This is a genomic window from Pseudomonas sp. R9.37 (assembly GCF_963878885.1).
Classification (GTDB): domain Bacteria; phylum Pseudomonadota; class Gammaproteobacteria; order Pseudomonadales; family Pseudomonadaceae; genus Aquipseudomonas.
Genome location: NZ_CAWNZA010000049.1, coordinates 194219 through 219935 on the forward strand (window position 1 = coordinate 194219; position 25717 = coordinate 219935).

Here is a 25717-nt window from a genome sequence, read left to right on the forward strand (position 1 = left end):
CATTCAGGCCACCGGCTTCAACAGCACCTTGATCGATTTGGTCGAGTTGGCCAGCTCGAACGCTTCGGCAAAGTTATCCAGCGGGAAATCATGGGTGACGATGCCTTTGGAGGTGACCAGGCCGCGCTCGAACAGGTCGATGGCAATCGGGTAGCAATACGGGCCCAGGTGCGCGCCGCGTACGTCCAGTTCCTTGCGGTCGCCAATGATCGACCAGTCGACGCTGGTCTCGGCGCCAAACACGCTGAATTCGACAAAGCGCCCGAGCTTGCGAATCAGGTCCAGGCCCTGGGTCACGCCGGCCGGAACGCCGGTGGTTTCGATGTACACATCGCAGCCATAGTTGTCGGTGAGGCCGTTGATGATCTCGCGAGCGTTGTCGCGCGATGGGTTGATCACCACGTCGGCGCCCAATTGCCTGGCCAGCTCCAGGCGCGCGTCGACCATGTCGATCACCACCAGTTTTTTCGGCGTCTTCAACGCGGCGACCTGGACCATGCACAACCCAAGCGTGCCGGCACCGGCAATCACCACCACGTCATCGAGCTGGATTTCACCACGGTTGACGGTGTGGATCGAGCAGGCCATCGGTTCCACCAGCGCCGAGTCTTCCAGCGACACCGACTCTGGAATCTTGTGCACGATCGCGGTCTTGGGGATGCGCATGTACTGGGCCATGCCGCCTTCGGCCACTTCGCGCTGAAAGCCGAAGATATTGTGCACTTCGCACATCCAGTACTTGCCCGACTTGCAGAAGCGGCACTTGGCGCACGGCACGATCTGCTCGGCAATCACTTTGTCGCCGACAGCGACTTCAAAATGCTCCTCGGCGCCCTCGCCCACTTCCTCCACATAGCCGAAAAACTCGTGGCCCGGCACCACCGGCGCCTTGACCCACGGGTTGTCGCCGCCCCAGAACATCGCCGCGCCGGAGTGACATTTGCAGTCACTGGCGCAGATGCCGCAGGCGGCAATGCGGATCACCAGTTCATGGGCGCGCGCCTTGGGTTTGCCGATGCGCTCCAGGCGATAGTCCTTCGGGCCGTGGCAGACGACGGCTTGCATGTGGGTGTGCTTGTCCATGGTGTTCGGTCCTGTCTGGTGGGAATTTATTTGTGCCGCTGACGGCTGATAAAGATCGCCAGCAAAATGATTGCGCCTTTGATCACGCTCTGGACGTAGGGCGAAACGCCGAGCATGTTCAGGCCGTTGTTCAACACGCCCAGGAGCATGGCGCCGAGCAAGGTGCCGACGATGACCCCGCGCCCGCCGGCAATCGACGCGCCACCGAGTACCACCGCGGCAATCGCATCGAGCTCAAACGACACGCCCGCATTCGGCTGGCCGCTCATCAAGCGTGACGTCAGCACCAGCCCGGCAATCGCGGCGGTCAGGCCGCTGATGCCGTACACCAGCAACTTGAAGCGCGCCGCCCGTACGCCAGACAAACGCACCGCTTCTTCATTGCCGCCGATGGCGTAGATGTAGCGGCCGATGCGCGTGTGTTGCAGCAACACGTAGGCGGCTGCATAGGTCATCAGCATGATCAGAATCGGCACTTCGATGCCGAACAGGCTCTGGCGCCCAAAGAAGCCGAACCACTCCGGCAACCCGGAGATCGGGTAGCCGTCGGTGTACATCAGGCCCAGCCCACGGGCGATGCCCATGGTTGCCAGGGTGACGATGATCGGCGGCATGTGCAGGTAGGCGACGAACAGCCCGTTGCCGATGCCAAAGGCCACGCCGATCAGCATCCCGGCGCCTATCGCCAGGCCTGGCGGCAAGCCCGCGACCATCAAGCCGGCGGTCAACGTACCGGACAGTGCCATCACCGGCCCCACCGACAGGTCGATCCCGCCGGTGAGAATCACGCAGGTCATGCCCACGGCGATGATCGCGTTGATCGACACTTGGCGGGCGATGTTCGACAGGTTGCTGGCGGTCAGGAACGTGTCGCTGGCGAGGATCATCACCAGGGTCACCACCACCAGCCCCACGAACGGATAAAACGCCGGCGAACGCACCAGCCGCGCCAGGTTCAGGCGCAGCCGGCCGGTGTCGCCGGTGTTAATGGACATATTCACTTGAGCCCCCTGTTGCATGGCGCATGACCTCTTGTGGGTTGACGGCGGACGCTTCGAGTACCTTGACGATGGCGCCCTTGTGAAATACGGCGACGCGATCGCACATGCCGATGACTTCGGGCAGTTCGGAGGAAATCATGATGATTGCGTAGCCCTGCTCGGTGAGGCTGCGCATCAGTGCGTAGATCTGCGCCTTGGCGCCGACGTCGATGCCGCGTGTGGGTTCGTCGAACACCAGCACGTCGCAGTGGTGGTTGATCCAACGCGCGATCACGACCTTTTGCTGGTTGCCGCCGCTGAGGTTGAACACTCGGCTTTCGCCGCTGGGCGCTTTGATCGACAGCTGGCGCATCAGGTCTTCAACACTGGCGCACTCCCTGGCCTTGTCGATCAGCCCGGAGGCGTTCTGGTACTTGGGCAGGTTATTCAGGGAGATGTTTTCGCGAATGCTGAAGTCCGTGATCAATCCTTCGCTCTTGCGGCTTTCGGGCAGCAGGCCGATACCGTGGGCCAGGGCCTGCGCCGGGTCATCGAGGGTGACTTTCTCGCCGCGCAACCACACCTCTTTGCTCACCGACGGCAGCGCGCCCATCATGCCCAGCGCCAGTTCGGTACGGCCTGAACCCACCAGCCCGGCAAAGCCGAGGATCTCGCCCTTGTGCAACTGGAAGTGGTTATGCGGGCCGTTGCGCACCAGCTGAATGTCCTTGACCTCCAGTAACAGCGGGCCGCGTGCATCGGTCGGCTTAGGCGGAAAACTGCATTCCAGGCGGCGGCCGACCATCATCTCGACGAGCCGATCAATGTCACTGTCGGCCACATCGGTCACGCCGACATTGCCGCCGTCGCGCAATACGCTGATGCGATCGCACACCTGGAAGATTTCCTCCAGGTGATGGGAGATAAAAATCACCGCCACGCCCTGGCGTTTGAGTTCGCGCATGATCTGAAACAGCAGCTCGGCTTCGCTGGGCGTCAACGTGGCGGTCGGCTCATCGAGCACCAGCAAGCGCGCGTCCAGGGCCAGGGCCTTGGCGATTTCGACAAACTGCTGCTCGGCCACGCTCAGGTGCTTGACCGCGCACTGCAGGTCGATGTTCACGCCCAGGCGCTTGAACAATGCGTGCGACGCCTCGACCATCTCGCGCTTGCGCAGCAGGCCGAAACGGTTGCTCAACTCGTGGCCGAGAAAGATATTTTCCACCGCCGTGAGGTAGGGAATCAGGCTGAATTCCTGGAACACGATGCCAATGCCGGCAGCGATCGCATCGCGGTAGGTCGCGAACTGCTGCGCCTGGCCGTCGATCAGAATCTGCCCTTCGTCCTGATGCTCGACACCGCCGAGGATCTTCATCAGGGTTGACTTGCCCGCGCCGTTTTCCCCGAGCAAGGCATGAATCTCGCCGCGTTCCACTTGCAGGTTGATGCCCTTGAGGGCCTGCACGCCCGGGTAACGCTTACAGATATTTTCCAGCTTCAGAAGACTGCTCATACCGCCGACCTCGTATTCAGAAGGAGACCTCAAGCCCCACGTGTGACGTGGGGCCCGGGCGATTTACCAGCTGAAGTCCTTGGCCTTGGCCTGATCGATCAAGGTGATGTCCACCGGAAGGGTGGCAGGCACTTGCGAACCCCACTTCTTGGCCAGCGCGATGCCAAGGGCCAAGCGGATCTGATCGCGTGGGTACTGCGCCGAGGTGGCGATGAACTTGCTGCCGGGCTTCTGGATCGCCTTGATCGCTTCCGGCGCGCCGTCGACGCTGACCAGTTTTACGTCCAGGCCACTGGCTTCGATGGCCGACAAGGCGCCGAGAGAACCGTTGTCATTGACGCTGAAAATGCCCTTGAGCGTGGGCTGGGCTTGCAGCATGTTTTCGGTGACGGTCAGCGCCTGGTCACGTTCCTGCTTGCCGTTCTGAATGCTGACAATCTTGATGTCCGGGTGCTTGGCCACCGCCTCTTTGCAGCCGCGCACACGCTCGAGGATCGGCACCACGGCGATGCCGTCGAGGATCGCGATGTTGCCTTTGTCGCCAATGTTCTTGGCCAGGTATTCACACGCCTGGAAACCGGCGTCGAAGTTTTTCGAGCCGACGAAGGAGTCCAGTGGGCCGTCGGCTTGCGCGTCTACCGCAACCACCACAACCCCGGCGGCATGGGCGGATTTGACCGCCGATTGCACGCCGACCGAGTCGGTAGGGTTGATCAACAGAATGTCGATGCCCTTTTGCAGCATGTCTTCGACGTCGCTGACTTGCTTGGACACGTCGTGACGGGCGTCGGTGATGATCAGTTTTGCACCGATGGTCGCGCCGGCTTCTTCAAGGGCGTTTTTCATGGTGACGAAATAGGGGTTGTTGATCTCCTGGAAGGAAGCGCCGATGCGGATCGGTTTGGCGGCGTCGGCAAAGGCTGGAGCCGCGCTGCCGAGGGTGATGCTGACAGCCAGTAAACACAGGGTTTTTGGGAGCATTTTCATGGCGTGATTCTCTGTTTTGTTTTTATTGTTAGAGCAAATGTTATCGTTAACATTTTGCGAGAAGCTAGCAAGTAAATCAGGGCTGTGCAAGAGGCCATTGGTCGGTCTTGGTGCAAATGTGGGAGCGGGCTTGCTCGCGAAGAGGGTGTGTCCGTCACTGCATACCGCGACTGACTCACCGCTTTCGTGAGCAAGCGCGCTCCCACATTTTGATCGGTGTACGGCGCAAAAACTCGCACAATCCCCACCACCAACTAAGCTCAGCCTCCAACAAAAAAATACCGAGCTGACCGCCATGGCCCACCCTACCGAGACCTTCCGCACCCGTTATCGCGCGGCCATAAGCCGCCATTACCACCCATGGCTGCACGCCGGTTTCGTCCTCGGTTATGGCATTTTCTGCATCCTCCTCGCCGGGTCCTCCACCGACCACATCACCGCGCTCCAGTGGCTGACCGTGCCCCTGACGCTGGTGTTCTTCAACCTGTGCATCTACCTCGTGCACCGCCACCTCGGTCATCACAAGCACACCCTCGCCCGGCTGTTTTATGCGCGTCACACCGGCGACCATCACAGTTTCTTCACGCCCGGCCACATGACCTACGACAGCCCTCGGGACTGGCGCGTGATCCTGTTTCCGGCGTGGCTGATCGTGCTGCACAGCCTGGCCATCACCCTGCCCGCCTGGTGGTTGCTCAACCACCTGAGCCCCAACATCGCCGGGCTGTTTGCCGCCTGCATGATCCTCGGTTACTTGCTGTACGAGGTGTTCCACGCCTGCGAACACCTGCCTGCCAACCACCGCGTGGCACGCCTGCCGTGGATCCGCCAGATGCACCAATTGCACGCCCTGCACCACCGCCGCGAACTGATGCAAGGGCGCAATTTCAATATCGTTCTGCCGCTGATGGATTACCTGTTCGGCACTCTGCAGTGGGAACCCAACGCCCACGACAACCAGGAACAGTCATGAGCCACCGCCGTCAAAGTCTTCGTCATGGGCTGTTCGTTGTATCGCTTGCGCTGATCGCCTTTCTGCTGCTGATGCCCACCCACGTACAACCGGTGAACTGGGCCCCGCCCAAGGCGCCCTCGATGAAGGACGGCACCTACGCCGAGAATCAGCGGCTCAAGGCGGTGCAACGAATCGGCGCATCGGACATCGCCGGGCCCGAAGCCTTGTTGCTGGATGCGCAAGGTTTTTTGATCAGTGGCCTGCAGGACGGACGCGTCATCCGAACATCGCCCGACAGCCACACCCTGGAAGTGTTGGCCAATACCGGCGGGCGTCCGCTCGGCCTGGCGTTGCACCCGGATGGGCGTTTGATCATTGCCGATGGGGTCAAGGGCTTGCTCGCGCTGGATGCCAATCGCCAACTCACACCGCTGACCAGCAGCGCGAATGGCTTGCCGTTTGGCTTTACCAATGACGTGACCGTTGACGCCAGTGGGCGCTTTGCCTATTTCAGTGACGCGTCAAGTCGCTGGGGCTATGGCCAGGATGGTGAAGCCGTGATCGAACATGGCGGCGATGGTCGGCTGTTGCGCTATGACTTTGCCACCGGCCTCACCGAGGTGTTGCTTGACCAGTTGCAGTTTGCCAACGGTGTGGCGCTGGGGCCGGATGAGAACTATGTGCTGGTGAACGAAACCGGCGCCTACCGCATCAGCCGCTACTGGCTCAAGGGTGAGCACGTGGGTATCCACGACCTGTTTATCGACAATCTGCCGGGCCTGCCGGACAACCTCAGCTTCAACGGCAGCGATCGCTTCTGGGTCGCGCTGTATTCGCCGCGCAACCCGTTGCTGGATGGCTTCGCCGGCTATCCGTTGCTGCGCAAGGTGATGGTACGGGCGCTGATGGTGGTGCCCAGGCCCATCGAGCGCAAAGCCTTTGTGCTGGGGCTGGATACCGACGGCAAGGTCATCGCCAACTTGCAGGATGGCAGCACGGGCAATTATTCGCCCATCACCACCGCGCGTGAATACGGCGACTGGTTGTACCTGGGCTCGTTGAAAAGCACGAGCATGGCGCGCCTGCCAATGAAGCAGGCCCTGGCCCGCGAATAAAAAAGGCAGTCCGGATGGACTGCCCCTTCATGCTTGCGTCAACAGATCAGTGAATGATGTCCTGGGTGCAGATGTGCCCAAAGGTCACGTACGCCACATTGTCACCGCCCACCCCCACGCCGGGGAACTCGTCCAGCTCGATACGCCAGCCGCCGAAGTTGAAGGTGGTCTCCCAGTTGTATTTCACGCCGGTGCTGCTGTCCGGGTATTGCACGCGGTAATCGCCGAAGCATTCGCCGAGCGCGGCGCTGGCCTGGGAGGTGCCGGCGCTGTTGGTGCTGGCCTTGAAGTCGGTCCAGTGGTACTCGGCGCCCACAAAGCGCTTGTCCACGCGCAGCACAGGCGTAACCCCCAACAGAGGTGCGCCCGTGGAGTCGGACCAGTTGGTGGTCCAGTTCAACGTGCGCCCGGCCTGGGTCGCCATCCAGAATATCGAAGCCGGCACCCGCACGATGTTGTCGCCCTTCACATCCGATGTGTTCAACCGTGGCGTCGAGCCAAGGCTCAAGGCGTACTGCTTGGTCGGGTCTTGTGCCACGCCCGGGTTGGCACGTACGCGCACCTTGACGGTGGTGCCCGGCGTGACGCTCGGGTAGGTCGACGTGGAGCCGGCCGGCACGGTGACCCAGTTGGCACCATCGAAACGCTCGAAGAGCCACTGGTTGCGGCTGCCATTTTCATCACCCGCCAGGTACATGCTCACGCTTTGGCCGCGCACCGCCTTGAAGTCGAAGTAATCAACGTCACTGGCGTTGTCGAGGTTGCCGGTCACCTTGTTCATCGAGTCCGGCAGCGCAAAGGCACTTTCCGGTGTGTCGTTGGGCTCAAAAGCGTCGATGTTGGTGTCCACCGCCACACCAAAACTGAACTGCGCGTTGGTTGCGGTCTTGGCCACCATGAACCAGTAGTAATCACCCGCCGGCAGGATGCCGCCCAGGTATTCATCGGCGTTGCCTGGGTTATCGGACGTATCGATCAATTGCGGGTTGCCCTGGCCGTCATCGCGGAACAGGCTTAGCGACATATCGGCGCCGGCGCTCTGGTTGATCAACTGCACCAATACACGGGCGTTGTGCGGCAGGTTGAAGTGGTAGGGAAACTCCTGGCCCGTTTGCACCTGGTCGATGGTGTAGAGGGTGTTGATATCCAGGGTCGGAAACAGCGGCTCAAAGGCGGCGACGGCAGCACTTTTCAGGTTGGACTGGCTCGGCTTTTTCAGCTCGCCGATGGCAGTGTTGAACGGTGCGGATCTGGCCGCCTTGCCAGCGGGTTTTACCTTGCCGTTCTTAGCATCCAGCAGCTTTTGCAGCAGATCGTCCGGGATCGGCACGGGCGTCAGCGTGCCACCCGGTTTCAGCGCATCGATCACGCCTTGGTTGACCGTACCGGGGGTGAGTATCGCAAGGGTTGGCTCGGCCAGGGCAGAGGCCGAAATAAAGCAGGAGGCCATCATGGCCGCGCCCAGCATAAGGGCTTTTGTCGGTTTCATTTTTTATCCATCCATAGTTAAAAAATTGAAGCTCAGGTGATCGGTGACATCCGGTCACCTGGGATGGAATGTAGAACAAGACTGTATGCATGTACAGTATTTTTGCCGATTTTTTCACGCGCCCGTTTCAACTGGAAACCACCGACGGCTTCAGCCTATAGGCACGCCGATACGGCCCGGACACACGTCCAGGTGCGCGCACCCACATTGGGAAGTTGCCTACCGGGCAGAGAAAAAGTGTCTGCCCAGAGGCGCGTTAATACCCGGTCATTTCCAGATACCCCACCCCACCCTCAAACTGCACCGGCCCTTCCCAGTACGGAATGCTCAGGTTCATCCAGGCCTTCGGATTGACGGCCTGGGGGGTGATATCCAGGTGCTTGCCGGGAATTTTCAGTGACCAGCGCGTCGGAATTTGGCGCCCGTCGATCGCGGTAGTGGTCAGTGGCGTGAGCTGGATATCGGCGTTGTGCAGCGTCTCGGTGCGGCCCTGTTGATCAATCCAGGTGCCGGTGAGATAGCCCGCGCCGTCTGTTTGTCGAACGCGAAACAGCATCAACTGCTCGCCGCGATCCAGGTGCAGGGAAAACCAGTCCCAGCCGGTCTGACTGGCCGCCAGCGGTTGGCTGCTCCATTCACGGTCGAGCCACGCCGGGCCGCTGACCTGATAGGGGGTGCCGTCGATGCTGACAGTGCCGGTCGCGGTGAAAAACGGCTGGCTGTAGTAGTAGGACGCCTGGCCCTGATCGGATTTGCGGCTGTAACCGTTGTCACCTTGCAGCACCAGCGGGCGGCTGGAGGTCAGTTGCAGGTCGTAGGCAAATTGTGCGCCGCCGGCCTTGAGTTGCATCTGCGCCAGAGGGCTTGCGGCGCCGGGGCGGGTAGCGAAATTCCAGTCGTCGATCCAGGCATTGAACGGCACCGCTTGGGCGCCGGCCTGGCCGATCCCGCCACGCGCGTAGCGTTCGGCAGCGTAGTGGTGAGTGGCGGAGGTCACGGCGGCGTGGCCGAGCCAGATCGTGGAGTCGTGCCAGCCGGGTTGCGCCGGCCCCGCCTTCAACGCGTTGCGAAACAGCGTCCATTGCACGCCGAACACATTGCCCTGGGCGTCCTTGAGGTTGGCGGTGACGTACCACCATTCAATGCGAAAACCGTCATGGGGGCCGTGGTCCTCGGGAAAACTGAAGACCTTGCCGGGCACCACCTGAGCAAAGTCCGCCGCATCGCTGCCCAGGCCGGCGAAGCTTTCCGGCGGCGCGGGGGCTTTGTCGCACGCGGCCAGCAACAGCAAGGCGGCCCACAACCAGGCTTTAATCTTCATTGGCAAACGTCCTCAGCAAATCCGCCGGGCGGCTGCGGTACAACTGCCACAACGGCCAGGCCGAGGCCAACAAGGTGGCCAGCAGCGCCAACCCCAACAACTGAGCAAGCTGCCACGGAAACACCTGCAATGGCAGGCGCCAGCCGAATGCCTGCACGTTGATCACCGCGTCCAGGCACCACGCCAGCAGCAGGCCCAGCGGCAACGCCAGCACCAGGGTCAACACCGCCAACAGCCAGGTCTGGCCCAGGTTGAGCAACATCAATTGTCGACGCGTCACGCCCAGCGCCCACAGGGGCGCGAGTTGGCACAGTCGGCTCTGGCTCTGGGTCAGCAGGCTGATAAACAGCGCCACGCCGGCCACGCCGAGGGTCAGGCTGTTCAAGGCGGCGGTGGCGGCGAAAGTGCGCTCAAACACCTGGCTCGACCAGCCTTTGAGTTGCTGCTGATCGACAATGCGGCTGTCATCCAGGGCGAACGTGCGCTGCACCTCGCGCACCAGCGGTGGCACATCTTGCGGCTGCACCCGCAGGTTGAAGCGGGCCGGTGTCAGCGCTGGCCAATGCGCCAGCAGGTGGTGCGAATTGACCAGCAGATGGCCTTTGGGGTTGCCGTAGTCGGCGTAAATTCCCACCACCTTGGGCGACCAGAGACCCTCAGGCGTGGGGATCGCGACGGCATCGCCCAACTGCACCTTCAAGCGCCTCGCCAATTGTTCGCTGAGCATGACGGTGTCGCCTTGCAGCAACTGGTCCCAAGGCGTGCTTGCCGCCTCCAGCAACGGCCAGTGCTGGCGGTAGGTCGGGTCGTCGACCACGCCGAACACATCCGCCGGCCAGCCCTGCAGTTGCACGGCAACCTGCCAGGTCGGTAACACCGCCTGCACCAAGGGTTGCTGCGCCAACCACGTCGCGAGTTGCTCGGCCTGAGCCGGGTTTTGCGGGTTGAGGTACAGCTCCGCCGTAAGGCGTTGCTCCAACCAGTTATTGAAGGTCTGGCGAAAGCCCGAGGTCATGGAGCCCGCGCCGATATTCGCCGCCAGGGCCAGCAGCAAAGCCATCAGCGCCAGGCTCAAGGCGGGCAACTGCTGGCGGCAGTCGGCAAGAAACCACTGGCCGAGCACTGAGCGGCTACGCCCGAGCACTGCCGTCAGCAGGCCGTTGAGCACCACCGGCAAGCCGAGTGCCGCGCCCAGCAGCAAGGCGGCCATCAACACAAAACCGGCCGCCAGGCTGTCGCCCAACCCTAGCGCCAGCAGCGCGATGACCAGCGCGGTAGCCGCCACCCAACCCTGGCGTCGCAACCAGCGCGCGTGCGCGTCATGCCAGGCCTGGGCATTGGCCAGTGCCAGCAGCGGCAAGCGCGCCGCCCGCCACAGGCTGCTGCCGCCGGCCAGCAGCGCGCCCACGAGACTCAGGCCCAACCCGGCCATCCACCACCACGGGCTGAGGCTCAACTGGCCCGGCACCTCGGCGCCGTACAGCCCACGTAAACTTGCGGCGACATCCGGCAGCAGCAGGCTCGCCAACAGATACCCGCTGGCGACACCGAGCACACCGCCGAGCAACGACAACACGCCGAGCTCGACGCCCAGGCTGAGGATCAGCATGCACGCGCTGACCCCGCAGGCGCGCAAGGTACGCAATAATCCGCGCCGTTGTTCCAGCGCCAGGCCGATCGCGGCGTGGACAATAAACAGCCCCACCACAAAGGATAAAAAGCCCAAGGCGTCGAGGTTCAAGTGAAAGCTTTCGGTGAGGCGCGCGAGGTTGTTGTCCTCACCCTGCTTGAGTTGCAGCGCAGCCGGTGGCGTGGGATGACCGGCGGCAAAGGCCTTGTCCAGCAGCAGGCGCGACAGCTGCCCCGGCATGCCCAGCAGCGGTTGGGCAAAGCCGATATCGGTCAGCAATAGGCCCGGAGCCATGTCCTGCTGAACCTGCAACGGTGGCAAGGCTTGCCCGCTCGCGGTCAGCGGTTGCTCGCCTTCATGCAACCCCAGGGCCGACAAGGTGTGCGGTGCAATCCAGGTCCGCCCCGGCGGGTTGAAAAACGCGATCATCTGCGCCTGGCTCAACCGCTGCCCCGCCACTGCCCCGCCGCCGGGCAACGACAGCGGGTCAATGCCCATCAATTGCAGGCGCAGGTCCTCATGCCCCTTGAGCTGCAAGCGGCCCTGCACCACCGGCGATACCGGCCACCCGGCACGGCGCAGTTCGGCAAACAGCGCCTGGGGGAAGCTGGCAGCGTCCGGCGCGCTGAGGCTGGCTTGCGGCTCACCGCCGATCAATTGACTGGCGCGTGCATAACTGTCCCGCGCCTGGCTGTTCAGCGCCTGCACCCCGGTCAACAGTGCGGTGGCCAGCCACAGGCCGGTCAACACGCTGAAAAACTGCACCGGGTGACGCCGCCAATGGCTGAGCAGTGCGCGCAACGTCCAATAAAAAACGCTCATCTCAACGCGCGTCCGCGGGCACGACACGGCCGCGATGCAAGACCACTTGCCGGTCCAGGCGCGCTGCGATGCGCGGGCTGTGGGTGACCATCAACAGGCTGGTCGCGCTGTCACGCAGCAGGTCCAACAGCAATTGCAACACTTCATCGCTGGTGGCTTCGTCCAGATTGCCGGTCGGCTCATCGGCCAGCAGCAAGCCGGGGCGCGAGGCCAGGGCGCGCCCCACCGCCACCCGTTGCTGCTGGCCGCCGGACAGTTGCTCGGGGTAGCGCTTGAGCAAGTCACCCAGCCCCAGGCGCTCCACCAATTGTGCCTGCCACTGCGGATCGAAGCGCCCTGCCAGCCGCGCCTGGAACGCCAGGTTGTCCTCGACGCGCAAACTGCCGATCAGGTTGAATTGCTGGAACACCAGGCCGATTTCGGTGCGCCGCCAGTGAGCCAGCTGCGCCTCGGTCAGTTGGTCCAGGCGCTGTGCGCCCACCTGGATGCTGCCGCCGTCCACGCGGTCGAGCCCGGCCACCAGATGCAGCAGCGTACTTTTGCCGCTGCCCGACTCGCCCATCAGCGCAAGGCTGCTGCGTTCGCCCAGGTGCAAATCGACGCCCGCCAGCACCGTCAGCGGGCCCTGCGGGGTGGCGTAGCTTTTAAGGACACCGTGCACCTGCAACATAAAAGCGCTCACTTGAAAGACTGCAAACGAGAATAACGGCTGATTGTCGCGCCCACGCAATTTTTTCACATTGATTTCACCGCCCGCCTACCCTCGCCCCTCTAAATTGCCCACCACACGCCCACGGCCAGCAACTAGTTAGTTGCCGGCCGTGGCCACTTTTAACCGCTGGATGTTCAGCGAAAAGACAGCAGCCCTATGACAGCCTCTTGCTTAACTTCGGGCATCCGTCGAAGCGTTGCGCCTACTTCAATAAAAACAGTGCAGTACAGTGCCCATGGTGAATGATGTGGTTGACCTTACCCTGACCAAACCGCGTTCGCGCCGCGGCTATATCAAGTGGTTGCGAAAGTGGTGGGCGGGCCTTGCAGTCATCGCGCTGCTGCTCGCCGGCTTCCTGCTGTGGCCCTCATCACCGCGTGACCTGAGCGTGGGCAATCGCTTGCTGAACTCGCAAGTGCTGCCCAGCTGGCGCGACGGTGACCTGATCGTGCTGGTGCGCCATGAAGAGCGCTGCGACCGCTCGACAAACCCCTGTTTCGGCGGCGCCGAGGGCCTGACAGTCGTCGGCACCCAACGCGCGCAAGAACTGGGCAAGGCCTTCCTCAAACTCGGCATGGAAGGTAGCGACGTGCTTGCCAGCCCCGCATTGCGCACGGCCCAGACCTCACACTTCATGTTCGGCAATGCCGAGCTGACCTCCGGGCAGCAGGCGATCTGCGGCGCGGCCATTGGCGAAGAACTGCTCAGCCACAAGCAGCCCGGGCGCAACCTGGTATTTGTTACCCACAGCGGCTGTATTGCCGACTTCGAAAAGACCCTGGGTTTCCCCCACGCGGCCTTTCCCGAGTACGGCAGCGCCCTGTTTGTTCGGGTCAAGGCCAACGGCAAATTCGAGACCCTGGGCATCATGAACAGCCCCGGATGGCCCGCCGTCCTGAAAAAACTCTAGACACTTTTTTACATATACCCACCCGTATGTTCAGCAAACCGACAGCCCTCTTCTGGCATGTTTAACTGCGCCTGTTACTTCAGGACGTCATGAATATTTTCAGTGGCTTAGTGAACTTTGTGACTCTTTCTTCTATTACTTACATGCCTCAGTACTCCACCGTTAAACGTCAAGGAGCGACGTTTTGATGACCCGTTTAAAACCTCTGCCGGTATTGTTGCTGGCCTTCGCCGTGTTCTATCTGCTGCCTTTGGGCCTGCACGGTTTATGGATACCGGATGAAACCCGCTACGCCCAGATCAGCCAGGAAATGCTGTTGAGCGGCAACTGGGTGGCGCCTCATTTCATGGGCGTGCGCTACTTCGAAAAGCCTGCCGCCGGCTATTGGCTGATCGCCATCGGCCAGTGGGTGTTTGGCGAAAACCTCTTCGGGGTACGCATTGCCTCGGCCTTGACCACGGGCCTGAGCGTTGTGCTCGCGTACCTTATCGCCCGCCGCCTGTGGAACGATCCGCGCAAGAGCTTCGCCTGTGCCCTGCTCTACATGAGCTTCGGGTTGGTGGCGGGGCAAGCGGGTTACTCCAACCTCGATCCGCAATTCACCCTGTGGGTCAACCTCAGCCTGGTTGCTCTGTGGTTCGCGCTCGACAGCCGCACCTCACGTGGCCGGCTCGGCGCCTGGGCAGTGCTGGGCGTGGCCTGCGCCATGGGGTTTATGACCAAGGGCTTTCTGGCCTGGCTGTTGCCGGTGCTGATCGCCGTGCCGTACATGCTCTGGCAACGACGCCTGGGTGAATTGTTGCGCTATGGCCCGCTGGCGATCCTGGTGGCGGTGGTGCTGTGCCTGCCGTGGGTGTGGGCGATCCATCTGCAGGAACCGGACTACTGGCGCTTCTTCTTCTGGCACGAGCACATCCGCCGCTTCTCCTCCAACAATGCCCAACACGCCAGGGCCTGGTGGTTCTTCCTGCCGATCATGGTGGTGGCGTGCCTGCCATGGGCGGCGCTGTTGCCCGCGACCGTGGTCAACGCCTGGAAAGACAAAGGCCGACCGGCGATTGTTTTTCTGGCCTTGTGGCTGCTGCTGCCGCTGGTTTTTTTCAGCCTGAGCAACGGCAAGCTGCCGACCTACATCATGCCGTGTCTGCTGCCTCTGGCGTTGCTGATGGGGCATGCGTTGATCGACCTGATCAACCGCGGCCAAACACGCAGCCTGCGCATTAACGGCCTGCTCAATTTCGTCATCGGCCTCGGCGCGATGGCGACCCTGATTTACCTGCAGATCGACAAGCCGTTGTACAGCAACAGCCACGCCGAGATGTACAGCCTGTCGCTGACCTTCATCGTGCTGTTGGGCTGGATCCTGGCAAATCTGCTGCAAGCCTTCCGCCCGCTGACGCTGTGGGCCATGCCTGCGCTGGCCATCGGCGTGCTGGTGGCGCTGCTGCCTGCCGGCATGCCGCAAGAGGTTACCGATACCGAAATGCCCGACCAGTTCGTGCTTGAGCATCTGGATGAACTGCAACAAACCCATGCTTTGATCAGCAATGAACTGGGTTCGGCCTCGGCTTTGTCCTGGCGCTTGCGCCGCCCTGACGTGGCGTTCTACGACACCGAGGGCGAACTGCGCTATGGCCTCAAATACGCAGATTCGGTGCACCGCAAAGTCAGCTTTGAAAATGTTCAGCCCTGGCTGAGCGAAGCCCGCCAACAAGGCTCGGTCGGCGTATTGATGCGCGTCAGAAGCACCAGTGAACATCGCGAAGAAGGGCAACTGCCACCCGGAGGCCAGCGCTACCGCAAGGGCGCCATGCTGCTGATCATTTATCCCAAACTTCCTTGACGTCATGCCCACCGTGAGAGCCGCCGATGAATTTCTGGAAAACCGAACGCGGCGCGCTGGTGCTGCTGGGCGTCTCGGCGTTACTCCTGCTGCTGGGCCTGGGCAGTCGCGATTTGTGGGGGCCGGAGACCCGTTGGGCCAACATCGCCCTGCAGATGCTGCAAAGCGGTGACTACTTCGACCCCTACCTCAAGGGCGCACCGTACTACGACAAACCGCTGCCCTCTTACTGGCTGATTACCGCGTGCGCCAACCTGATGGGTGGACTCGGGCCGTGGTCGCTGCGCCTGTCATCCGTGATCGCGGCCTGGCTGAGTATCTGGCTGGTCTACCTGATCGGCGAGCGCCTGTTTCGTAAAGGCACCGGGCTGATTGCCGGCTGGATGCTGGCGACCACCTTCTACTTTCTGTTCTGGGCCCGCGTGGCCACAGCCGATGTGCTGACCGTGTGTGGCGTGCTGTCGGCGGTCTGGTGGTATTGGCGCGGTCCGGACGACACGCGGCTGGGACGCTACACGGTATTTTTCCTGCTGCTGGCGGCAACGTCGCTGTTCAAAGGTTTGATCGGCTTCGTGTTGCCGGGCCTGGTGCTGTTGCCACACCTGCTCGGCGAACACCGCTACCGGCGCCACCTCAACCTGCGCCTGCTGCTGGCCATGCTGATCGCGGCGGCGTTCTATTCGATCCCCTTCGTGTTGTCCCACTTTTACGGGGCACCCACCTATGGCGAGAGCGGCCTTGAACTGGTGTTCAAGGAAAACGTCGTGCGCTTTTTCGACCCCTTCGACCACATGGGACCGATCTATACCTACCTGATCTACCTGCCCGCCTACACCCTGCCCTGGGCGCCGTGCTGGCTGCTCGGCGTGTGGCTGGCGCTGCGCCATTGGCGCCAAACGCCTCCTAGCGTGCGCTGGCTGGTGTGGGGCCTGGGCCTGTTGTTTGTGTTCTTCACCGCCAGCGGCAGCCGCCGCAGTTATTACGTATTGCCGCTGGTGCCTTTCGCCCAGCTGCTGGGCGCCTGGTGGCTGAGTGAACGCCTGCAGCAGCAACCGGCCCGTTGGCCGCGCTGGCAGAAGGCGTTTGGCATCACCGCCGGCGTGTTGCTGCTGGTGCTGGGCGTGGTCTACCCCTGGACCACCGGCAACGGCGGCGTCACCCGATTCGCCGAGGATGTGCACGCCGAGGCGGTGAAAAGCGCGCCGTGGAATCAGTGGCAGATGGTGCTGGTGGAAGTCGACAACAAGGTCCCGATGTACCTGCAAAACGGCGGCAAGCCGTTTTACTACGTGAGCGAAACCCAGGACTTCCCGCGTCAGGGCGACAGCGCCGCCCTGATGGCCTGGCTGGAAAAAAACAGCGGCCAGGGGTTCGACCCGCAGCACACGATCATCGTCGCGCAATACTCAAAGGAAGACCCCACGCCGTTGGCCTACCTGGGCACGGATCATCAGGTGATCACCACGCAGCCGGACAATGGCGAGCGGCTGTTCCAGAAACGTTCGGGCGGCAGCGTGGCGTTTATTCCTGTGCCACGCTGACAGGTCCGCTCAGGCGCTGCGAGTCTTCACCTGTGCGTGAAACCCCGCCAGCACCGCCTGCGGTTTTTCCAGCATCAGTTGGTGACCGCAATTCTCCAACACTTGAAACACTGCGTTGGGCAACTGCGCTGCCAGAGCTTGCCCGCCACTGGCGGGCGTGAGGCCGTCAGTGTCGCCGGCCAACACGCTGACCGGCAACAGCAGGCTGCGAACCTGCTCGGCGTCCGGCCATTGGGCGTGCTTCATCAGCGCCTTGAACATGGACAGGCGGTTGCGTTCAGTGAGTTTCTCTTCATAGGCCACCAGCGCCGGGTCGGCCGTGGCGTGCCAGGCGCGCTCGCGAAAGCCCTTGGCCAACACAGGGCGCAGCCATTCCAACAGCCACGCAGGTAAAGCCATCAGGCCACCGCCTGTCACCGGTCGATGCAGCTGCGTCCCCAGTAACAGCGCCGCATCGACAGGCACTGCGGGCTTGGCCAGCAAGGTGCTCAAGCTCAGCCCGGTGCCGAAGGAATGCGCCACGATCACGTTGCGAGCACCGCCGTAGCGTTGCAGGATCGCCAGGTAGTCGGCCACCAGCTCCGACCAGGCATAGGCAGCGGCTTTTCGCGGTTTGGCGCTGTCGCCGTGGCCGAGCAGGTCCCAGGCGACCAGGCTGTAACCCTCAGCCTTCAGCGCCTGCCATTGCAGGCGCCATTGGTCCTTGTTGCCGCCGGCGCCATGGCAGAAAAACACCACGGTGGCGGATTCGGGCGTGCCGCGGTGGTGGGCGATGCTCAGGGATCGGCCGCGACGGATCTCCACGGCTTCACCGCGCACCACTGGCAACTGGCTAAGGTTGGCACTCATAAACACTGCATTCCTCGATCAAAAAACTCGGTCAGTGTGGCGGCGGCCTTGCCGGCGCCTGCATTAAAGCGTGTCGGCTTCAAGCACGGCGGCGTTCGGCACGCACTGCAACAGCGCTCGGGTATAGGGATGCCGCGCATCGGCAAACAATCTGTCAGTCTCGCCCTGCTCGACCACCCGCCCGTGTTGCATCACGGCAATGCGATCACACAGCCGCGCCGCCACGCGCAGGTCGTGGGTGATAAACACGATGCTCAATTTAAGCCGCCGTTGCAGCGACTCCAGCAGCTCCAGAATCTGCACCTGAATCAACGCATCCAGAGCCGAAACACACTCATCGGCAATCAGGATTTTCGGTTCCACCGCCAATGCACGGGCGATGCCGATGCGTTGGCGCTGGCCCCCGGAAATTTCGTGCGGGTAGCGCTCGAAGGCCGAGGCCGGCAGGCCCACCAAGTCAAGCAATTGCCGCGCGCGCTGTTCGGCGTCAGCCCTGGAGCGGCCCTGCACCCGCGGCCCGGTCATGATGATGCGGCCTACCGTCTGGCGCGGGTTGAGCGAGGCGAACGGGTCCTGGAAGATCATCTGCACCGCGCTGCGCAACGGGCGCAGGCGCCGCTCCGATAGACCGACAACCTCCTGGCCGAGCCATTGGATGTGCCCGCTGTCGGCATGCAACAGGCGCACGAGGCAGCGGCCCAAGGTGGATTTGCCCGAGCCGGACTCACCCACAATCCCCAGGGTTTCGCCTTCGCGCAGTTGCAATTGAACCGCGTCCAGCGCTTGCGTGGTACGGCGCGCGCCCCACCCTGCACGGGTGCTGAAAACCTTGCCCAGTTGCTCGGCCTTGAGCACCACGGCGCCGTCCACCGCCGTACGCGGTGCCAGCGGTTGTGCCGACACCGCCGCCAGCAGTTGCCGGGTATACGCCGCCTGCGGTTCGCGCAACACCTGGCGGGCGCTGCCCTGCTCCACCAGATGGCCCTTTTGCAACACCAGCACGCGGTCGGCAATTGCCTCGACCACGGCAAAATCATGGGTGATAAACAACAGCGCCATGCCCTTGTCCTGTTGGATTTTGCGCAACAGGTCGAGGATCTGCGCCTGAGTGGTCACATCCAGGGCCGAAGTCGGTTCATCGGCAATCAACAGCGCCGGATCGAACGCCAGGGCCATGGCGATCACCACCCGTTGGCGCTGCCCGCCGGACAGCTCGAACGGATAAGCCAGGCGCAGGCGTTCAGGGTCGGGCAGGCCGACATAACCGAGCAGGTCGACCACGCGCCGACGGCGCTCGCGCACCGCGTTCACCCCATGGGCGCGCAGGGTTTCGTCGATCTGCTCACCCACGCGCAGCAGCGGGTTTAGGGCGCTCATCGGCTCCTGAAAGACCATGCTGATATCGCGCCCGCGCAGTTGGCGCATGGCAGTGTCGCTGAGGGCGGCCAGGTCTTGATCGCGAAACGCCAGGCGCCCACTTTCCACCGTCAACGGCGTCGGCAGTTGACGCAGCAACGCCTTGGCCAGCATCGACTTGCCCGAACCGGACTCGCCCACCACACACAGGCATTCGCCGCTGCGCAATTGCAGCGCCAGGTCATACAGCGCATGGCTGCGGTCCGCACCGGGCGGCAAGGCGATACGCAGGTTCTCGACACGCAATAACGTCATAGCGACCTCCCCGGTTCAAAAGCCACGCGCAAGCCTTCGCCCACCCGGTTCACCGCCAGCACGCACAGCACAATCGCCAGGCCCGGCAAAAAGCTCATCCACCAGGCCTCGCGCAACACGCCACGCGAGGCGTTGATCATGTAGCCCCAGCTCATCGCTTCCGGGTCGCTCAACCCGAGGAACGCCAGCGCCGCTTCAGTGAGGATCGCCGTGGCCATCACAAAGGTCATCACCACCAGCAACGGCGCCAGGGCGTTCGGCAGGATCTGTTGGGTGATGATCCCCAGTGGCGATTGCCCCAGCACCCGCGCGGCTTGCACAAACTCACGCTGGCGCAGGGTAAGGAATTCACTGCGCACCAGGCGCGCCACCGCCGGCCAGGCAACCAGGGCGATGGCCAGCACAATGGTGCCCAGGGACGGCTCCAGCACCGCCACCAAAATCACCGCCAGCACCAGCTGCGGGATAATCTGAAAGAACTCGGCGACGCGCATCAGCACGCCGTCGAGCCAACCGCCGAAATAACCGGCCAGCGCGCCGACGATCAAGCCGACCAGCAAGGTTGCCAGGCTCGCCAATGCGCCCACGGCCAGGGACACGCGGGCGCCGTAGAGCAAACCGCTGCCCAGGTCGCGGCCGAGCAAATCGCTGCCCAGCCAATGCGCCGAATCATGGAACGGGGCGAGCATCGGCTGGGTGTTCATCTCCCATGGCGAACTGTGGGTGAGCCACGGCGCGGCAGTCGCCAACCCCGCGAGTACCAGCAAAAATACCGCGCCCAGCAACGCCGAAGGCTGGCGGATAAAGCGTTTGAGCAGCGCCATCAGCCCTGCCCTCCGGCGCCGATGCGCGGGTCGAGGAAACGGCAGATCACATCGGTCAACACGTTGAAGCCCACCACCAGGATCGAAATCACTAAAAAGCCACCCATCAATACGCCGTAGTCGCGCTGCGCCAGGGCGTCGTACATCAAGCGCCCGATACCGGGCCAGGAATACACCACTTCCACCAGCAACGCGCCGCTGGCCAGTTGGCCGAGTTGCAGCCCGGCGAAGGTCACCACCGGCAGCAACGCATTGCGCAGCACATGCACATACAGAATGCGCCGGGGGTGCAGCCCTTTGGCGTGGGCGGTGCGCACGTATTCCTGGCCAAGGGCGTCGAGCACGGCGGCGCGGGTCAGGTGGATATACAGGGCGAGAAACAGCACGCTCAGCGACACGCACGGCAACAGCAGATGCCGCAAGCGATCAAGCAGCGAGAAGTCCTGGCCCACGCTCTCCATGCCAAAGGCCGGGAGCCAGTCCAGGCTCACGGAAAACAGCAGAATCAACAGCATCGCCAGCCAGAACGGCGGCATCGCATACAGCAGCAAGGCGCCGTGGGAGATCACGCCATCGAGCCAATGGCGCTTCTGTCTGGCCCGCGCCGCCAACACACCCAGGCTCACGCCCAACACGGACGACACCACAAACGCCGAGCCCATCAGCGCCAACGTGGCGGGCAACCGCTCGGCGATCAGTGACCACACCGAGCTCTGGTTACGGTAGGAATAGCCGAGGTCCAGTTGGGCAATATGGCCCAGGTAAATCAGCAGTTGCTCAACCAGCGGTTTGTCCAGGCCCATGGTCTGGCGCAGTTGCTCGATAAACTGCACATCGTCCACACCCGCTTCGCCCGCCAGCAGCAGCGCCGGGTCACCCGGCGCCAGGTGGATCAGCACAAAGCTCAACACCAGTACCGCCACCACCATCAGCAGCGCCCTGGCCAGGCGCCCGCCCAGATACAGCACGCCGTTCATGGCGCCGGCGCCTCGAGGTAGACGCTTTCGTAATCTTCGTTAAGGCTGGTGGCGGTTTGCAGCAGGTTTTTCACCTGGTTGTGAAACAGCGTCTGGTTGCGCATTTCAAAGATCGGCGCAATCGGCAGGTCGGTGTTCAGCACGTTTTCCAACTGGCTGTAGAGCTGCTTGCGCTCAGGGCCTTCCGGTGTGTCGGCGAGTTTGTTCCACAGCGCATCCGCTTCCGGGCTGTTGTAGCCGCTGACGTTGGCGAACGGCGAAGTCTTGAGGATGTAGTCGGAGCGGAACAGGTAGGCACTGGTCAGGTACGGGTCGCCGATCTGGAAGATAAAGTTGTAGGTCAGGTCAAAATCCCAGTCACTGACGCGCTGGAACCACGTCGCGGCGTCGGACGTCACCACTTGCACCTTGAAACCCAGCGGTTGCAAGGACTGCTTGGTGTACTCGGCCAGGCGCTCCCACGCACCGCCCTTCTCGCCATTGAGCAGACGAATACGCACTGCGCCCACGTCCACGCCGGACTCGGCAATCAAGGCCTTGGCTTTGTTCACGTCATAGGCGTACTGCGGCAGTTGTGGGTCGTGGTACGGCGTGGTCGAGACGAACTCGCCCTGGGCAACCTTTCCCGAGCCAAAGAAGATGTTATCGACGATGAACTGCCGGTTCAGCGCATACAGGATCGCCTGGCGCACCTTGGGGTTGTTCAGCGGCGGCTTGCGTGTGTTGATCTGCAAAAACGCCAGGCCCGCATACAGCTCCCAGCCCTTGTGCGATGACTGCACACCGGGCAAGGCACTCAGGCGCTTGAGGTCGGAGTAATCGGCATCGCCACTGCGCAGCACTTGCACGTCGTTGCGCTCGAATGCGGCGGCGCGCGAGGAGCCGTCGGGGATCACGTGAAAGATGATGCCGTCGAGGTGCGGCAGGCCTTTTTTCCAGTAGGTGGGGTTCTTGGCCAGCTTGATGTAGGCACCGCGTTTCCACTCGACAAACACAAACGGCCCGGTGCCGACCGGTTTGAGGTTGTAAGGGTTATTGCGAAAATCAGTGCCCTCGTACAGGTGTTTGGGCACCACCGGGCGCAGGCCACTGCCCAGGGCCGAGAGCAACGGGGCGAAGGGTTTCTTCAAGTGGAACACCACCTGCAACGGGCCCGTGGCAGTGATGCTGTCAACGTATTCGGTGATGATCCCGCCGAGGCGCTTGTCGACTTCGGGGTAGAAGGTCTGGAAGCTGAACACCACGTCATCGGCGGTGAACGCCGGGCCGTCATGCCAGTGCACGCCGTCCTGCAGGTCGAAAGTGTAGGTCAGGCCATCCGGCGAAAGGGTCCAGGCTTTGGCCAATACCGGTTTGGGGTTCAGGTCAGTGTCGAACGTCAGCAGGCCCTGAAGGATCTTGCCGCTCACGTATTGGGTGGACACATGGCTGACCACGCCATGCATCAGCGACGGCGGCTCCGGCTGGGCCACCAGGTTCAGCACGCCGCCGTCCTGGGGTTGCGCCAGCGCCTGGCCGGCCAGCAAAACGGTGCACAGGCCCACGGACGACAGGACGCGGCGCAAAGAGAATGAGCGCATGGAGGCTCCTCGGGTTGAAAGAGATGCCAGAGGTTTTGCAAGCGCTGTGCCATGGGGCTTCGGGCTTGAGATTGCTGGATTTGCAATCGGGCGAGCTGATGAAAAAACCACAGCGGCCTGCGCGAGTGTGCAAAAAGCAACAGCACCGCCGTTCACTTGTGGGAGCTGGCTTGCCTGCGATTGCGGTGGGCCGGAGGGCGGATGAGTTGGCCGAACCAGCGCTAGCGCAGGCAAGCCAGCTGCCACAGGGATTCCAGGGTGTCAGCTGGCACAAGGTTTGCCCCTGTCACCGTTATCTGTATCAACGAGCCGAACCTCATGTCACTGGATTACCTGGGCAACCCCATCGACACCACCGACGCCGCCACCCGCCAGGGCCTGGACGATTTCATCGGCGGCTTTCTCGGTTACCAGCCGCGCGCCGAGCGCATTCTGGCCACCGCCGACGCCAACGCGGACTCCGCGCTGGCCAATGCGTTTGCCGGCTTGTTGCTGATGTTTATCGAGTCCCCCGCAGGCCCGGCACTGGCCGACCACTACCGCCAACGCGCCGCCGCCGTGAACACCGACCACCCGCGCGCGCAGCTGTACCTTGCCGTGCTGGACGCCTGGATCAATGACGACCTCGACCAAGTCCTGCACCTGAGCGACCACCTGCTTGAACGCTACCCGCGCGACTTGTTCGCCGCCAAGCTCAACCAGTATGTGGAATTCAATCGCGGCAACTGGCCGGCGCTGCTGCGCATCGGCCTCAAAGCCACCGCCGGCGCCGCAGACATCGCCCACAGCCACGGCCTGCTGGCTTTTGCCTATGAGCAATGCCATCTGCTCGAAGAGGCTCAAACCAGCGCGCGCGAAGCCTTGCGTCTGCAACCGAGCGAGCCTTGGGCCCATCATGCCCTGGCCCATGTGATGCTCACCGAAGGCCGTATCGAGGAAGGCACGGCTTTTCTGCAAGGCGTGAAGCACCACTGGGACGGCCTGAACTCCTTCATGTACACGCACAATTGGTGGCACCTGGCGCTGTTTTACCTCGCGCGCGGGGATGACCAGCAGGTCCTGGAGATTTACGACCGCCACGTGTGGGGCATCCTGCCGCAATACTCGCAGGATCAGGTCGGCGCCGTGTCCTTGCTGGCGCGTATGGAGCTGGCGGGCATCGATGTGGGTGAGCGCTGGCAAGCATTGGCGCCGTACCTGCAACCACGGGTGGGCGATACGGTGCAGCCGTTTCTCAGTGTGCAATATCTGTATGGGTTGGCGCGGGCCGGCAAGCCCGAGGCGGATGGGTTGCTGACGGCGCTGCGCGAGCATAGTGGTGAGGCGCGACCGGTGTGGGGCGAAGTGACATTGCCGCTGGCGCGCGGGTTACTGGCGCATGCGCGAGGCCATGTACACGAGGCCCTGGCGCAACTGGCAATCGCCCTGCCGCGCCTGAACGAGATTGGCGGCAGTCATGCCCAGCGCGATTTGTTTGCGCAGATCGAACTGGATGCGCGGTTGCGCACAGGTGATTGGTTTACTGCCCAGCAAACCTTGGAATTACGGCGCCGGTATGACGGCTGGGATGTGCCGACAAACCGAAGTTTGGTGCGCGTGTATGAGGCGTTGGGGCTACCCGAGCAGGCAGCAAAAGCGCAGGCGCGAGTGCTGCGTTTTAGCTGACCAACAACCTTCAAAAAGGTGCGAGCTGGCGTGCCAGCTTGCACCTTTGAGCGCGCTCACTGGTTAATCAGCTTCGAGCGGCAAATACCCCCCTGGCAATCGCCCGCGCCACGCAATCCGCGGCGGCTGCCCCAATACAACCAATCTCCACCTGCCGCCGTGGGCCGTCGGTCAACGCCACCGCCGCCGACGCCAAGGCAAACACCGTGTCCCCATCAAACGGCAGATGCGCCGGCCGCACGGCTCGGGCAATCCCGTCCTGGGCCATAATTGCAACACGCTTGCACTCGGCGACGGTCAGCCGCGCGGTGCTGGCGACCACCACCAGTGTGGTATTGGCTCCGGCCTGCAAGCGGCCCATGGAGTCCAGGCGCGACAGCTCCGGCATCGGGTCGCTGCAGTCCATCTCGGTTTGCGGCCGATGCCCGCCAAATTCGCCCTCCACCTCCCAAGGCCAGGCCCAGAAGGTTTCGCCATCGGGCATATACACCGAGCCAATCGGGTTGGCGACCACCAGCGCCGCGACGATCAAGCCATCGCCCAGGTCCAGAGAGGCGCTGCCCAACCCGCCTTTCAACACGCCCGCCATGGCGCCACGCCCAGCACCCACCGAGCCCAGCTCGAAGTCCTCAGCCGCATTCGCCAACGCTTCAAACCCCAGGCGCCGATAAGGCGGCTCCAGGCCCCAAGCCTTGTCGCCGCCATTGGCCAGGTCATGCAACACGGCCGCCGGCACGATGGGAATCGCCGGCGCGCCGGGTTTCAAATGCAGGCCAACCTCGTCCTGAGACAGTTTGGCCGCCACCGCATCGGCCGCGCCGAGGCCGAACACCGAGCCGCCGGCAAACACCAGCGCGTGCAGTTGGCCGACCATGTTTTCCGGCTCCAGGGCCGCTGTTTCACGCCCGCCGGGGCCGCCGCCGCGGATGTCGATGCTGGCCGTCCAGAAGCCATCGGGGCGGATCACCGTCACGCCGGTGTCGACGTGCAGGTCCGTGGCGTGGCCGACCGTGAGGCCTGGGATATCAGTGAGGGCATTGCGCGGGCCGGGTCTAGGCATACAGAAAAAACTTCCTTGGGTTCAGGTATGGCGTGGGGAGAGCAAGGGGTGTGCCAAGCCGCAATACCCCGGCGTTGCGGCGTGCATTGCGGTCCGCGCGAGCGTGTCCTGCACAAAAACCAACACCCTGCCCTTTGGCCTGTTAGAAAAACACCAACACAGGCGCCAAAATCACTCTAACTAGTTGTTT

At 62.7% G+C, this 25717-nt stretch carries 20 protein-coding genes; 6 read left to right on the forward strand and 14 right to left on the reverse strand.

What is annotated here, in order from left to right; genetic code table 11:
• Positions 1 to 3: 3 nt before the first annotated feature.
• From AACU78_RS28315 to AACU78_RS28330, 4 genes are all read right to left on the reverse strand, one after another.
• Positions 4 to 1083 carry an alcohol dehydrogenase catalytic domain-containing protein gene (locus AACU78_RS28315; protein ID WP_106578892.1) on the reverse strand — a complete coding sequence of 360 codons (1080 nt, stop codon included), beginning with the start codon at positions 1081 to 1083 and terminating at the stop codon, positions 4 to 6.
• Between the two features lie 26 nt (positions 1084 to 1109).
• Positions 1110 to 2102, reverse strand: coding sequence for an ABC transporter permease (locus tag AACU78_RS28320; RefSeq protein ID WP_106578893.1), 993 nt, complete (start codon positions 2100 to 2102; stop codon positions 1110 to 1112).
• On the reverse strand, positions 2068 to 3576 hold the full coding sequence (locus tag AACU78_RS28325; protein ID WP_106578894.1) for a sugar ABC transporter ATP-binding protein: 1509 nt from the start codon (positions 3574 to 3576) through the stop codon (positions 2068 to 2070). Before AACU78_RS28325 ends, AACU78_RS28320 begins: the two co-directional genes overlap by 35 nt.
• A 63-nt stretch (positions 3577 to 3639) precedes the next feature.
• Positions 3640 to 4563 (reverse strand): substrate-binding domain-containing protein, encoded by a 924-nt coding sequence (locus AACU78_RS28330; protein ID WP_106578895.1) that lies wholly within the window; start codon positions 4561 to 4563, stop codon positions 3640 to 3642.
• 295 nt (positions 4564 to 4858) lie between these two features.
• Between AACU78_RS28330 and AACU78_RS28335 the strand changes: the two genes are divergently transcribed.
• Both AACU78_RS28335 and AACU78_RS28340 read left to right on the forward strand, forming a co-directional pair.
• Complete coding sequence (locus AACU78_RS28335; protein WP_106578896.1) at positions 4859 to 5536, forward strand: sterol desaturase family protein; 678 nt, start codon at positions 4859 to 4861, stop codon at positions 5534 to 5536.
• Entirely contained in the window at positions 5533 to 6633 is a 1101-nt protein-coding gene (locus tag AACU78_RS28340) for an SMP-30/gluconolactonase/LRE family protein (RefSeq protein WP_106578897.1), read from the forward strand. Before AACU78_RS28335 ends, AACU78_RS28340 begins: the two co-directional genes overlap by 4 nt.
• A 46-nt stretch (positions 6634 to 6679) precedes the next feature.
• Here the strand turns inward: AACU78_RS28340 and AACU78_RS28345 are convergent, their stop codons facing one another.
• The 4 genes from AACU78_RS28345 to AACU78_RS28360 form a co-directional block, all read right to left on the reverse strand.
• Positions 6680 to 8122 (reverse strand): hypothetical protein, encoded by a 1443-nt coding sequence (locus AACU78_RS28345; protein WP_106578898.1) that lies wholly within the window; start codon positions 8120 to 8122, stop codon positions 6680 to 6682.
• Positions 8123 to 8378: 256 nt separating this feature from the next.
• Complete coding sequence (locus tag AACU78_RS28350; protein ID WP_106578899.1) at positions 8379 to 9443, reverse strand: lipocalin-like domain-containing protein; 1065 nt, start codon at positions 9441 to 9443, stop codon at positions 8379 to 8381.
• A complete protein-coding gene (locus AACU78_RS28355) occupies positions 9433 to 11895 on the reverse strand; it encodes an FtsX-like permease family protein (RefSeq protein WP_106578900.1) in 2463 nt (820 codons plus the stop codon). The genes AACU78_RS28350 and AACU78_RS28355 overlap by 11 nt, the downstream gene beginning before the upstream one ends.
• A gap of 1 nt (position 11896) precedes the next feature.
• The gene (locus AACU78_RS28360) at positions 11897 to 12565 is read right to left on the reverse strand and encodes an ABC transporter ATP-binding protein (RefSeq protein WP_106578966.1); all 669 of its coding nucleotides are present in this window, start codon (positions 12563 to 12565) and stop codon (positions 11897 to 11899) included.
• A 277-nt stretch (positions 12566 to 12842) separates the two neighbouring features.
• Between AACU78_RS28360 and AACU78_RS28365 the strand changes: the two genes are divergently transcribed.
• From AACU78_RS28365 to AACU78_RS28375, 3 genes are all read left to right on the forward strand, one after another.
• Positions 12843 to 13517 carry a histidine phosphatase family protein gene (locus AACU78_RS28365; RefSeq protein WP_169368669.1) on the forward strand — a complete coding sequence of 225 codons (675 nt, stop codon included), beginning with the start codon at positions 12843 to 12845 and terminating at the stop codon, positions 13515 to 13517.
• Between the two features lie 187 nt (positions 13518 to 13704).
• Complete coding sequence (gene arnT / locus AACU78_RS28370) at positions 13705 to 15360, forward strand: lipid IV(A) 4-amino-4-deoxy-L-arabinosyltransferase (RefSeq protein ID WP_106578902.1); 1656 nt, start codon at positions 13705 to 13707, stop codon at positions 15358 to 15360.
• A gap of 26 nt (positions 15361 to 15386) precedes the next feature.
• A complete protein-coding gene (locus AACU78_RS28375) occupies positions 15387 to 16901 on the forward strand; it encodes an ArnT family glycosyltransferase (RefSeq protein ID WP_106578903.1) in 1515 nt (504 codons plus the stop codon).
• Positions 16902 to 16910: 9 nt separating this feature from the next.
• Here the strand turns inward: AACU78_RS28375 and AACU78_RS28380 are convergent, their stop codons facing one another.
• From AACU78_RS28380 to AACU78_RS28400, 5 genes are all read right to left on the reverse strand, one after another.
• Complete coding sequence (locus AACU78_RS28380; protein ID WP_106578904.1) at positions 16911 to 17750, reverse strand: alpha/beta fold hydrolase; 840 nt, start codon at positions 17748 to 17750, stop codon at positions 16911 to 16913.
• Positions 17751 to 17813: 63 nt separating this feature from the next.
• On the reverse strand, positions 17814 to 19421 hold the full coding sequence (locus AACU78_RS28385) for a dipeptide ABC transporter ATP-binding protein (protein ID WP_106578905.1): 1608 nt from the start codon (positions 19419 to 19421) through the stop codon (positions 17814 to 17816).
• A complete protein-coding gene (locus AACU78_RS28390) occupies positions 19418 to 20245 on the reverse strand; it encodes an ABC transporter permease (protein WP_106578906.1) in 828 nt (275 codons plus the stop codon). Before AACU78_RS28390 ends, AACU78_RS28385 begins: the two co-directional genes overlap by 4 nt.
• Positions 20245 to 21222, reverse strand: a complete 978-nt coding sequence (locus tag AACU78_RS28395) for an ABC transporter permease (RefSeq protein WP_106578907.1) — start codon at positions 21220 to 21222, stop codon at positions 20245 to 20247. The genes AACU78_RS28390 and AACU78_RS28395 overlap by 1 nt, the downstream gene beginning before the upstream one ends.
• Complete coding sequence (locus AACU78_RS28400) at positions 21219 to 22802, reverse strand: ABC transporter substrate-binding protein (protein WP_106578908.1); 1584 nt, start codon at positions 22800 to 22802, stop codon at positions 21219 to 21221. Before AACU78_RS28400 ends, AACU78_RS28395 begins: the two co-directional genes overlap by 4 nt.
• A gap of 318 nt (positions 22803 to 23120) precedes the next feature.
• Here AACU78_RS28400 and AACU78_RS28405 point away from each other — a divergent pair, with 318 nt between their 5' ends.
• Positions 23121 to 24467: a tetratricopeptide repeat protein gene (locus tag AACU78_RS28405; protein ID WP_106578909.1), complete on the forward strand. Its 1347-nt coding sequence runs from the start codon at positions 23121 to 23123 to the stop codon at positions 24465 to 24467.
• A 67-nt stretch (positions 24468 to 24534) separates the two neighbouring features.
• On the opposite strand, the gene AACU78_RS28410 is transcribed toward AACU78_RS28405, so the two are convergent.
• Complete coding sequence (locus AACU78_RS28410) at positions 24535 to 25527, reverse strand: P1 family peptidase (RefSeq protein WP_106578910.1); 993 nt, start codon at positions 25525 to 25527, stop codon at positions 24535 to 24537.
• Positions 25528 to 25717: the final 190 nt, after the last annotated feature.

Coding starts and splice junctions, on each gene's coding strand:
- AACU78_RS28315 (WP_106578892.1), bottom strand. CDS start 1,083: ATGGACAAGCACACCCACATGCAAGCCGTCGTCTGCCACGGCCCGAAG.
- AACU78_RS28320 (WP_106578893.1), bottom strand. CDS start 2,102: ATGCAACAGGGGGCTCAAGTGAATATGTCCATTAACACCGGCGACACC.
- AACU78_RS28325 (WP_106578894.1), bottom strand. CDS start 3,576: ATGAGCAGTCTTCTGAAGCTGGAAAATATCTGTAAGCGTTACCCGGGC.
- AACU78_RS28330 (WP_106578895.1), bottom strand. CDS start 4,563: ATGAAAATGCTCCCAAAAACCCTGTGTTTACTGGCTGTCAGCATCACC.
- AACU78_RS28335 (WP_106578896.1), top strand. CDS start 4,859: ATGGCCCACCCTACCGAGACCTTCCGCACCCGTTATCGCGCGGCCATA.
- AACU78_RS28340 (WP_106578897.1), top strand. CDS start 5,533: ATGAGCCACCGCCGTCAAAGTCTTCGTCATGGGCTGTTCGTTGTATCG.
- AACU78_RS28345 (WP_106578898.1), bottom strand. CDS start 8,122: ATGAAACCGACAAAAGCCCTTATGCTGGGCGCGGCCATGATGGCCTCC.
- AACU78_RS28350 (WP_106578899.1), bottom strand. CDS start 9,443: ATGAAGATTAAAGCCTGGTTGTGGGCCGCCTTGCTGTTGCTGGCCGCG.
- AACU78_RS28355 (WP_106578900.1), bottom strand. CDS start 11,895: ATGAGCGTTTTTTATTGGACGTTGCGCGCACTGCTCAGCCATTGGCGG.
- AACU78_RS28360 (WP_106578966.1), bottom strand. CDS start 12,565: ATGTTGCAGGTGCACGGTGTCCTTAAAAGCTACGCCACCCCGCAGGGC.
- AACU78_RS28365 (WP_169368669.1), top strand. CDS start 12,843: ATGGTGAATGATGTGGTTGACCTTACCCTGACCAAACCGCGTTCGCGC.
- arnT (WP_106578902.1), top strand. CDS start 13,705: ATGACCCGTTTAAAACCTCTGCCGGTATTGTTGCTGGCCTTCGCCGTG.
- AACU78_RS28375 (WP_106578903.1), top strand. CDS start 15,387: ATGAATTTCTGGAAAACCGAACGCGGCGCGCTGGTGCTGCTGGGCGTC.
- AACU78_RS28380 (WP_106578904.1), bottom strand. CDS start 17,750: ATGAGTGCCAACCTTAGCCAGTTGCCAGTGGTGCGCGGTGAAGCCGTG.
- AACU78_RS28385 (WP_106578905.1), bottom strand. CDS start 19,421: ATGACGTTATTGCGTGTCGAGAACCTGCGTATCGCCTTGCCGCCCGGT.
- AACU78_RS28390 (WP_106578906.1), bottom strand. CDS start 20,245: ATGGCGCTGCTCAAACGCTTTATCCGCCAGCCTTCGGCGTTGCTGGGC.
- AACU78_RS28395 (WP_106578907.1), bottom strand. CDS start 21,222: ATGAACGGCGTGCTGTATCTGGGCGGGCGCCTGGCCAGGGCGCTGCTG.
- AACU78_RS28400 (WP_106578908.1), bottom strand. CDS start 22,802: ATGCGCTCATTCTCTTTGCGCCGCGTCCTGTCGTCCGTGGGCCTGTGC.
- AACU78_RS28405 (WP_106578909.1), top strand. CDS start 23,121: ATGTCACTGGATTACCTGGGCAACCCCATCGACACCACCGACGCCGCC.
- AACU78_RS28410 (WP_106578910.1), bottom strand. CDS start 25,527: ATGCCTAGACCCGGCCCGCGCAATGCCCTCACTGATATCCCAGGCCTC.